The organism is Frigoribacterium faeni, assembly GCF_007988805.1.
Taxonomy (GTDB): domain Bacteria; phylum Actinomycetota; class Actinomycetes; order Actinomycetales; family Microbacteriaceae; genus Frigoribacterium; species Frigoribacterium faeni.
In genome coordinates, this window is the sequence record NZ_BJUV01000038.1 from 17,666 (window position 1) to 27,190 (window position 9,525).

Consider the following 9,525-nt stretch of genomic DNA (forward strand, 5'->3'; position numbering starts at 1 on the left):
GTGCGGCGCGCGAGACGCGGTGCGGCGCGCGGGACCGGGCTCCGCGCATCCTCGGCTCCGGACCCGGGTCGCGCCAGCCCTAGGGCACCGGACCGGGCCCCGCGCCTCCTCGGCTCCGGACCGGGTCGCGCGGGGCGTACGGCACCGCACCGCGCACCGTACAGCGCACCGCGTCTAGACCTGGTGCGGTGCACGGAACGCGGTGCGATGCGCGAGACGCGGTGCGGTGCTCGAGGCGCGGTGCGGTGCCGGGGTCGCGGCCGGCCGGGGCCCGGACCAGACCCGAGCCCGGACAGGGCCCGGGCCGCGGCGCGACCGGCGGTGCGAGAGGATGCACGCATGACCGACCTCGCGCCCGCGCAGAACACCGCCGCGTTCCTCCGCTCGCCCCGCTCCCGCTTCGAGGTCGGCCCGGCCGAGATGCCCGAGCCGGAGGCCGACGAGGTCGTGGTGCGGGTGCGCGCCGTCGCCATCAACCCGCTCGACTGGGTCGTGCAGGGCACGGCCCAGCTGACCTACCGCTGGCTCGCGTATCCCGCGGTGCTCGGCACGGACGTCGCGGGCGAGGTGATCGCGATCGGCTCCGCCGTCACGAGGCTCGCCGTCGGCGACCGGGTCGTCGGGCTCGCGACCGGCACGGACAAGGGCCGCGACTCGCGACATGAGGGGGCGTTCCAGACGCACACGGCCCTGCTCGAGCGGTTGACGGCGGTGATCCCGGCCGACCTCTCGTTCGAGCAGGCTGCCGTGCTCCCGCTCGGGGTCTCGACCGCCGCGTGCGCGCTGTTCCAGGAGCGGCACCTCGGGCTGCGGCTCCCGCGCCTCACCACGACCACGGGCGACACCCCGTCGGACGCGGCGGGCGACGCGGTGTCGGACGCGGCGGGCCCCGGGCTGAGCGCAGGAGGCGCTGCTCCCGTCGAGCGCGAGGTGGTCGTCGTGTGGGGCGGCTCGTCGAGCGTCGGGATGAATGCCGTCCAGCTGGCGACGGCCGCCGGGTACGACGTGCTGAGCACGGCGTCGGCGACGAACGCGGAGACCGTGAAGGGCCTGGGCGCGACGCACGTCTACGACTACCGCGACCCCGAGGTGATCGACAAGCTCGTCGCCGTGATCGACGGACGGACCGTGGCCGGCGTCGTGGCGATCGGAGCCGGTTCGACCGACGCGGGCATCCGCCTCCTGGCCCGGACCGGCGGCACCCGCCTCGCCATCGCGAGCACCCCGGTGTCGCTCGCCGAGGTCGCCGACGTCTCGTCGGGCAGGAGGCTCCTCCCCACCGCCCTCCCCACGTTCGCCCGCCTCGGACTCGCGACCGCGCGGTCGGCCCTGGCCGCCCGGCAGGCGGGGGTGACCGCCCGCTTCATCTGGGGCAGCAGCCTGCGCGACGACGATCTCGGGGAGCGACTGTGGGGCGAGGTCCTGCCGCGCGGCCTGGCCGACGGGTCGTTGCGCGCGGTGCCCGAGGCGGTCCTCGCGGGCGACGGGCTCGACGCCCTGCAGGCGGCGGTCGACCGGCACCGGGCCGGCGTCTCCGCGCAGAAGATCGTCGTCCGCCTCTAGTTCCGTCCGAGGAGGCGCGGCTAACCGCCCGAGGAGGCGCGGCTCAGCGCCCGAGGCGCGGCTCAGCGCTCGAGGCACGGCTCACCGCCCGAGACGCGGCTAACCGCCCGAGGAGGCGCAGCTCAGCACCCGAGGCACGGCTCAGCGCTCGAGGTGCGCGTAGTCCGGCAGCTCGATCGCGTCCGCCGGCGGCACGAAGAACCGACTGCCGATCCTGCCGAGCACCGGGGTGGACGCGAGCCTCACCCCCAGGCCGAACGCGGCGACACCCGCACGGGTCATCGGGTTGGCCAGCCGCGGGGTGCCCGGCGGCAGCTGCTGGGCCTGCTCGACGTAGGGCCGCATGAGGCGCTCGTAGCCGGCGAACGCGTCGCGGTGGTCCACGTGGGCCGCGAGCTCGCCGGCGAGGACGTACGCACCCGTGATCGACAGGCTCGTCCCCATGCCGCTGACCGGCGAGGCGCAGTAGGCGGCGTCGCCGAGCAGCACGACGCGGCCGGACGACCACCGCGGAGCCCGCACCTGCCCGATCGACTCGAAGTAGAGGTCGTCGGCCTGATCGAAGCCGTCGAGCACCCGGTGCGCCTCCCACCCCGCGTCGCCGAAGATCCGGCGCAGGCGGGCCCGCTGCTCGTCGACGGTGCGGCGCTCGGCACCGACCTCGGCGCGGGTCCGCTCGGTGACGAACGACATCGCCGCGCGGATCGTGCCGTGCGAGTCCGGCCGCAGCGTGATCGACCGGCCGCCCGCGGCGTTGTACCAGCGCCACCAGTCGTCGTCGGCCGCCGTGCGGGGGATCGTGGCGTACGACGTCTCGAGCCCGAGCGAACGGATCTCGGGCTCGTCGCCGAACACGAGCCTCCTGGTGCTCGATCCGATGCCGTCCGCCGCGACGACCAGGTCGAAGCGCTCGTCCGGTGCGTGCTCGAACGAGACGACGACCCCGGGAGGCGCGGTGCCGGTGGTGCCGTCGCCGTTGGTCCCGTCGGCGATGCCGGTGATGCGGTCGCCGAACCGGTACTCCGTCTCGCCGGAGGTGCGGGAGACCAGCAGCGCGGCCAGATCGCCCCGCAGGATCTCGAGCTCGGCGGTCGCGCCGTCCGAATCGGAGGTGCCGGCGGGGAACTCGGCGACGGTGCGACCGCCTCGGCCCAGGAACCGCGTGCCGACCTCGCCGGTCGTGGCGGCCCGGATGTCGTCCTCGAGGCCCATGCGGCGACCGACCTCGCGCCCGGCTCCGCGGACGTCGACGTTCTGGCCGCCGGTGCGCAGCGAGGGGGCGCGCTCGACGATGGTCGTCGACCAGCCGTACCGGTTCAGCCAGTAGGCCAGGGCGGGGCCGGCGATGCTGGCGCCGGAGATGAGGACGCGGGGCTTCGTCATAGTTCCTCTGAATCTTGATAATCAATGAGATTGGCAATCTACACCGCTATCCTGACCTGGTGTCCCCGAACCCGACCGAGACCCCGCCCGAGAAGTCGCCCGACCGCCTCGATCGACGGCAGGCGCGTCGAGACGGTCGCCCGCTGCCCGACGGCGACATCCGGGCCCGGGTGCAGCAGGTCTCGATCCGTCAGCAGCTCTTCGAACGACGCCTCGCGGCGGCGCTCGAGGTGGATGCAGCCGGTCTCGAGGCGATGGACCATCTGATGACGACCGGGCCGACGACGCCGACCGAGCTCGCGCACCGGCTCGACATCTCGACCGCGGCGATGACGCTCGTGCTGAACCGGCTCGAAGCCGCAGGGCACGTGCGCCGCGACCGGCACCCCTCCGACGGGCGCAAGCTCGTCGTGACGGCGGCCGAGCGGTCGGCGGACCTCGCCTACGACCGGGTGCGGCCGCTGATCGACGGCATCGAGACCCTCATCGCCGGCCTCGACGAGACCGAACGCCGCACGGTCGAGGGGTTCCTCGACGGGCTGCTGGCCGCGTACGACGACGCGACCCGCTGACCGGCGCCTCGCCGACCGACCCGCCGGCCCGCGCCTCGCCGACCGACCCGCTGACCCGGCCGACCCGCGCCTCCTCGGCCGACCCGCGCCTCCTCGGCTCCTCGGCTGCCCGGCGCCGCGCGCACCATGCCGAGAAGTCCCTCTGGCGCTACGGCTGGACCGGGTCGCTCCACGACGGGAACGGCGGGTACTCGCCCGGCACGGACTCCTCAGGGAAGTCGGCCGCGTCGCGATCGGCGATGGCTGAGAGCAGCGCACCCGAGTCGTTCGTCCAGAACACCTCGCTGTACACGTCCACCGTGTACTGCCCATCGGGTCGAACCGTGTAGGTGACCCGCCAGCCGTCACCGGTGTCGGCCCGAGCCTCGTGGTTCCGCCCGATCTCGCCGCTGCTCGACTCCCAGCCCTTCTCGTCGAAGTACTCGATCATCGGGTCCAGATCGGCACGAGCGCCCGTCGCCCCGGGGAGCTCGACGTTCCGGCTGCTCTGGAAGAAGTAGCTGTTCTCCTCGTCGGCACCCTCGGGCGGCTCACCGATCGCATTCGCCCCGCCCTCGACGGGGAGGACATCCCCGCCGATCCAGATCCACGAGCCGTCCGAGATCTGGAGCTGCGCCTCCTCGAGGAGGCCCTGCATCTCGACGTACCGCTCCGACGCCGATCCGAACTCCGCTTCGAGCGACATCCCGGCGACCTCCGCCTGCGTCGACCCCGCCGCGTCCCGAGCACCCTGTCCAGACACGTCGTCTCCGTTCTGCGCGCTCGACGCGCACCCTGTCGTCACGAGCACCAGGATGGTCGCCGCCAACGCGGCGACATGATGCAGGCGTCGGTTCCTGACTTCGTTCATCGATCCGGTCTTCCGTCGGCCACGATCTGCGAGATGGTCTTGAGGGACGTCGAGTCCGCCGAGAGGTATCCGTTCTGGTCGGACCCGGAATCCACGAACATGTCGTGCTTCGTCACGGCCTCGGTGCCCGGTCCTGCCTCGGAGGAGAATACCTGCACCCCGTCGAGGATCGTCGGATTCGTCCGCGTCCCGAGACCCAGAGCCAGTCCGATCGGCGCGAGGCCGTCACCCGAGGCCTGAGTCGCGTAGACCTCCTCGGCGTTGAGCTCATCGACCGTCGCCTTGTTCGTCAGCCCCACCGAGCCGTAGGAGATGAAGGAGTCCACACGGTGCTGGGTCAGCAGCAGCGCCTCGGATGTCGTCGTCGAACCGTACGAGTGGGCCATGACGGTCACGGAGTCCGCCGGACCGTCCGCACGACTGTCATGCAGGCCATCCAGGAACGACGCGAGTTCGGCGGCACCGGACACCGCGCGGGCGGGCGACGCCACCTCTGCCGGGTTCGGCGAGTTGTACCCCATCCACGAGACGACGGCGTAGGAGTCGTCCGGGTTCTCCTTCGCTGAGGCTCGGACCAATTGCTGCGCCGCCGTGATCGCCGTATCCATCTCGCCCACGTTCGAACTCATCCCGGGGACGTTCACCGTCACATTCGACGCCGTATCGAGGTTCCCCAGCGAGATGGCGGCCACCACGGCCCCGTCGTGCATACCCAAGCCGACGAGCTGCGCCTTCTGATCGCCTTCGCCACCGGGCAAGTAGCGAGCACGGTCGTCGGCCTTGGCCACCGCCTCCTCCAGGGCGTCGACATCCCTCTTGAACCCCTCGAGCCCCTGCGTGCCGCTGAAGCCCATCAGCTGATACATGTCCTCGGGATTCTTCACGGCCTCCGCCAACACCCCACGCGACGCGATGTCGCGCTTCGATGCCGGGAGGCCGTCGAGGTTCGCGAACAGGTACTGGATCGCGGGAGGCAGGCCCGCGACCTCGGAGTCGGTCAAGGGAGACCGCGCGTACGCGGCCGCCACCTCGGCCGGCGTGAGGCCCGGCTGCAGCAGCTCGGTAAGCGCCGGTGAGGCGGTCATCTCGGCGACCGTGTCGAGCGCGGTGTTCAGCAGCGAACCGCCTCCCGCCCTCTCGAAGGCCAGCGCGACGCCCTCGATCCACGTGGCGTCCGCGGCGTTCTCCGCCATCAGGGTGTCGAGGGCCGAGATCGCCGTCGACGACTCGATGGGCACCCACGAGCAGGACGACGTGAAGCCGGCCCACGCGTTCTTCACCTGGATGACGTGCTGCGCCGTGCTGAGGTCGGCCGCGCGGCTGGCGCCGACGAAGGTGCGGAGCACGTCCGGATCCGCCGACGACGTGCCGCCCGAGCCCCCGCCGCTGGAGCGGTTGCGCGACCGGGGGCTGGCGGCCGCCGAGAGCGGCTCCGGCTTGATGGCCACGTCCGACGGTCGAGGATCGAGGACACCCGTGACGAAGGCCGAGGCTCCCGGCAGCACGTCACCGGAGGCGCGTTGCGCCTCACGGTCCGCCTCGCGGGCCGTCCAGTCGGCGAGGGTCTTCAGTCGCTGGCGCTCGAACGACGCCGTGAGCTTCACTCTGACCACGGCACCGCTCAGATCCGACATCACCCCGGCGAGCGTCTGCGTGTCCTCCGACCGCACCGTGCTGGCCTGCGTGAACAGGGTCGCGTAGGCGCCTCGGAAGTCGGGCACCACCGACTCGACCTGCACCCTGTTGGCCATCGCCTGCGTCCGGAGGTCGCTCGACGCCCCGTTCGCGGCACGGACCAACGCGTCGGCCGCGCCGTCGTCGAAGTCGATCGTCGTCATGTCCACCACACCCCCGTGTGAACCCACTGGTCTGTCAGCCCGAAGCTAGCACGCCTCAGGAAGCGCGCAACCACCCCAGCGCCACCGTCACCACCGCGTCCACCGTCGTGCGCGCCTCCTGCGACACCCCGTCTCCGGCGCTGCACCCCTGTTCATCGGGGTGCAGCGCCGGAAACGGGGTGTGGAGCGCGAGCCGAGGAGGCGCGGGGCGGCTCAGCGGGCGGCGAGCGCCTCGACCGGGGTCACCGAGGTGGCCCGGCGGGCGGGCACGAGTGCCGCCACCCCGGCGAGCACCGCGGCCGTCACGGCCAGTCCGACCAGCAGCGGCACGGGCAGCGTCGGCGCGATCAACGCGCCCTGGTTGGCGGCCCCGAGCAGCGACTGCGCCCCGGCCCAGCCGTAGACGGTGCCGAGCACGACGCCGACGACGATCGCCGTGACGGCCATCTGCGCCGCCTCGAGCAGGATCATGCCGCGGATCTGCCCCACGGTCGCGCCGACGGCGCGCAGCAGCCCGAGCTCGCGCCGCCGCTGCAGCACGCTGAGCGACATGTCGTTGACCATGCCGACCGCGGCGATCACGGCCGAGAAGCCGACGAGGCCCGCCATGACGAGCAGCGTCGTCGTGAACATCGTGTCGAGCTCGGCCGCGTAGGCGGGGTCCTGCTCGATGCTCCCGATGAAGCTGCGGAGCGTCTCGAGCGCCACCGACATCGTCGTCACCAGGGTCACGCCGATCACGATGCCGATCGTCGCCCGGGTGCTGCGCTCGGGCTGACGGACGGCGTTCTCGGCGGCGAGCCGCGCGACCTGACCCGACCCGAACAGGCGACCGACGGCGGCGAGCCCGGCCGGCATCACCGTGTGCGCGCCGACGACGACGCCGGAGAAGGAGAGGACCCCGCCGGCGAAGGCGACGAGCACGCCGACCTCGTTCGCGAGCCCCAGGAGCACCCCGGCGAGCAGCAGCAGGCCGCCTCCGACGACGAGCAGCACGGCCAGGACCGTGCGCAGCACCCGACGGGGGCGCGAGCCGACCGGCTCCTCCTGCACGACGCCCGTGGCCTGCAACGGGGTGACCTGCAGCACGCGGCGCGAGCCGATCCAGGCGGCGGCGACGGTCGTCAGCACGACGGCCACGGCCGGGACGAGACCGCTCACCGAGACGTACGAGTAGTCGAGGTCGGGCAGGGTGCCGCGGGCCACGAGCGCCCCGACGGCCACGACGACCAGCAGGGTGCCGACCGCGATGCCGATCAGCGCACCGGCGACGCCGACGAGGAGCCCTTCGCGGGCGACGGCGCGACGCTGGTCGCGGGCCGACGAGCCGAGCAGGCGCATGAGGGCGATCGTGGGGGTGCGCCCCGCGACCACCGTGGTGAACGTGTTGGCGGTGACGATCGCGCCCACGTAGAGGGCGAGACCGACGAAGACCGAGGCGACGAGGTCGAGCATCGTCGAGACGGTGCCGCTGGCGGCGACCGCCGGGTCGGAGGCGATCAGCTGCTCGAGGATGTGCGAGACCGAGAGCAGCGCGACGCCGAACGTCGTGCCGAGGGCCGCGACGAGCACGCTGGGCCGGTGCTCGAGCAGCTGGTCGCGGAGGGCCGAGCGGGCGCCGCCGCGAGCGGGTGCGCCGCCGCGAGCCGGGTCGTTGCCACGAGCCGGGGCGCCGCCGCCGGCACGAGCCTCCGAGCGGGTGACGGTCCGGGCGCTCACGCGGCGCGCTCCAGCTCGAGCATGACCTGCGAGATCTCGGCCGGGCTGCTGGTGCCGACCTCGTGCACGATGCGGCCGTCGGCGAGGAACACCACGCGGTCGGCGTAGCTCGCCGCGACCGGGTCGTGGGTGACCATGGCGATGCTCTGGCCGTGGTCGCGCGACGCGGTGCGCAGCACGCCGAGCACGTCGCGGCCGGCCTTCGAGTCGAGGTTGCCGGTGGGCTCGTCGGCGAAGATCAGGTCGGGTCGGGTGGCGAGCGCGCGGGCGATCGCGACGCGCTGCTGCTGGCCGCCCGAGAGCTGGTGCGGGCGGTGCGTCAGTCGCTCGCCGAGCCCGAGGGTGGCGACCAGCCAGTCGATCCAGCCGCGCTCGTCGGCGCTCGCGCGGCGGCCGTCGAGGCGGAACGGCAGCTCGATGTTGGCCGACACGTCGAGGGTCGGCACGAGGTTGAACGCCTGGAAGACGAAGCCGATGCGGCGACGGCGCAGCAGGGTGAGCTGGCTGTCGTCGAGGCGGGTGATGTCGGTGTCGCCGAGCAGCACCCGGCCCGACGTCGCCTGGTCGAGGCCGGCCGTGATGTGCATCAGGGTCGACTTGCCCGAGCCGCTCGGGCCCATCACCGCGGTGAACCGCCCGGCGTGCAGGTCGAGCGAGACGTCGCGCAGGGCGTCGACGCGGCCGTCGCCGAGGCCGAACGACTTCGTGACGTTCTCGACGCGGGCGACGGGCGCCGCGCCTCCTGGGCTCGTGGGGTTCCGGGTGTCGGAGCGGGTGGTGGGGTCGGTCATGTCTTCTGTCCTGTCGAGATCGGGGGTCGAGGAGGTGCGGGTCGAGCGACCGCGCACCGCGCGTCGCGAGGGGGCCGGCTACCCGCGCAGCGTGCTGCCGCCGTCGTCGCCGGGCACGGGCTCGACGGTGGTCCAGCTGAGCCAGCGGCCGTCGACCTCGGCGGTGACGCGGCCGTCGCCGCAGGTCACGAGATCCGTGGTCGGGAGGGGCTGCGGCAGCGTCTCGGGGGTGAGCGCCGGGCCGCCGAGGTCGCCGTCGACCGGCTCGCAGGCGTCGAGGTCGACGCCCTCGGCCGAGGTGAACGAGAGCTCGTAGCCCGGCTCCTGCGTGTCGAGGCGCACGTCGATGTCACGCGCGTCGGAGGGCACCCAGTCGGGCAGGAACCAGGCGACGTCCTCGGAGGTGCTCGAGCTCGGGGCGTCGGCGTACGAGTCGTAGTGGCGCTGCTGCACCTGCTCGGCGCCGAGGGCGCGCTCGGCGGCTCCGACCACGGCCGAGCAGCCGGTCAGCGAGACGACGGCCAGGCCCGTGACGCCCAGAGCGGCGGCGGCGACACGACGACGACCCGCAGCCGAGGAGGCGCGGGTCGAGCGGTCGGGACGGGTGACGGGGGACGAGGCGGTGGCGGTGGTTTCTTCCATGCCTACGATCCTCGCCCGGCACGTGGCACTGGAATATGGCGCCCGCACCCGGACCCGCGCGGGGGTTATCCCCCGGGGTGCGAGGCGGCCCGTGCCTCCTGGGGCGCCTCATCGCCGAGGAGTCACGACGGGCCGCGCGCCCGCGGGACGCGCGGCCCGTCGTGACT

At 73.2% G+C, this 9,525-nt stretch carries 8 protein-coding genes; 2 read left to right on the top strand and 6 right to left on the bottom strand.

Annotated features, from left to right (window positions below; all coding sequences use genetic code 11):
- Window positions 1-339 precede the first annotated feature (339 nt).
- Complete coding sequence (locus tag FFA01_RS13865) at window positions 340-1,563, top strand: zinc-binding alcohol dehydrogenase family protein (protein WP_146856783.1); 1,224 nt, start codon at window positions 340-342, stop codon at window positions 1,561-1,563.
- 141 nt (window positions 1,564-1,704) lie between these two features.
- Here the strand turns inward: FFA01_RS13865 and FFA01_RS13870 are convergent, their stop codons facing one another.
- Window positions 1,705-2,946, bottom strand: coding sequence for an FAD-dependent monooxygenase (locus FFA01_RS13870; RefSeq protein WP_146856784.1), 1,242 nt, complete (start codon window positions 2,944-2,946; stop codon window positions 1,705-1,707).
- A 59-nt stretch (window positions 2,947-3,005) separates the two neighbouring features.
- On the opposite strand from FFA01_RS13870, the gene FFA01_RS13875 reads away from it, so the two are divergent.
- Window positions 3,006-3,518, top strand: coding sequence for a MarR family winged helix-turn-helix transcriptional regulator (locus FFA01_RS13875; RefSeq protein WP_146856785.1), 513 nt, complete (start codon window positions 3,006-3,008; stop codon window positions 3,516-3,518).
- A gap of 148 nt (window positions 3,519-3,666) precedes the next feature.
- On the opposite strand, the gene FFA01_RS13880 is transcribed toward FFA01_RS13875, so the two are convergent.
- The 5 genes from FFA01_RS13880 to FFA01_RS13900 all read right to left on the bottom strand — a co-directional run bounded on the left by FFA01_RS13880 (window position 3,667) and on the right by FFA01_RS13900 (window position 9,358).
- The gene (locus FFA01_RS13880) at window positions 3,667-4,368 is read right to left on the bottom strand and encodes a hypothetical protein (protein ID WP_146856786.1); all 702 of its coding nucleotides are present in this window, start codon (window positions 4,366-4,368) and stop codon (window positions 3,667-3,669) included.
- Complete coding sequence (locus FFA01_RS13885) at window positions 4,365-6,206, bottom strand: alpha/beta hydrolase (RefSeq protein WP_146856787.1); 1,842 nt, start codon at window positions 6,204-6,206, stop codon at window positions 4,365-4,367. Before FFA01_RS13885 ends, FFA01_RS13880 begins: the two co-directional genes overlap by 4 nt.
- A 213-nt stretch (window positions 6,207-6,419) precedes the next feature.
- On the bottom strand, window positions 6,420-7,925 hold the full coding sequence (locus FFA01_RS13890) for an ABC transporter permease (RefSeq protein ID WP_244289866.1): 1,506 nt from the start codon (window positions 7,923-7,925) through the stop codon (window positions 6,420-6,422).
- Window positions 7,922-8,716, bottom strand: coding sequence for an ABC transporter ATP-binding protein (locus FFA01_RS13895; protein WP_146856788.1), 795 nt, complete (start codon window positions 8,714-8,716; stop codon window positions 7,922-7,924). The genes FFA01_RS13890 and FFA01_RS13895 overlap by 4 nt, the downstream gene beginning before the upstream one ends.
- A 78-nt stretch (window positions 8,717-8,794) precedes the next feature.
- The gene (locus FFA01_RS13900; RefSeq protein WP_146856789.1) at window positions 8,795-9,358 is read right to left on the bottom strand and encodes a hypothetical protein; all 564 of its coding nucleotides are present in this window, start codon (window positions 9,356-9,358) and stop codon (window positions 8,795-8,797) included.
- Window positions 9,359-9,525 lie beyond the last annotated feature (167 nt).

Bases quoted from the DNA above. Each gene is read 5' to 3' on its own strand.
- FFA01_RS13865 (WP_146856783.1), top strand. From the start codon at position 340: ATGACCGACCTCGCGCCCGCGCAGAACACCGCCGCGTTCCTCCGCTCG.
- FFA01_RS13870 (WP_146856784.1), bottom strand. From the start codon at position 2,946: ATGACGAAGCCCCGCGTCCTCATCTCCGGCGCCAGCATCGCCGGCCCC.
- FFA01_RS13880 (WP_146856786.1), bottom strand. From the start codon at position 4,368: ATGAACGAAGTCAGGAACCGACGCCTGCATCATGTCGCCGCGTTGGCG.
- FFA01_RS13885 (WP_146856787.1), bottom strand. From the start codon at position 6,206: ATGACGACGATCGACTTCGACGACGGCGCGGCCGACGCGTTGGTCCGT.
- FFA01_RS13895 (WP_146856788.1), bottom strand. From the start codon at position 8,716: ATGACCGACCCCACCACCCGCTCCGACACCCGGAACCCCACGAGCCCA.
- FFA01_RS13900 (WP_146856789.1), bottom strand. From the start codon at position 9,358: ATGGAAGAAACCACCGCCACCGCCTCGTCCCCCGTCACCCGTCCCGAC.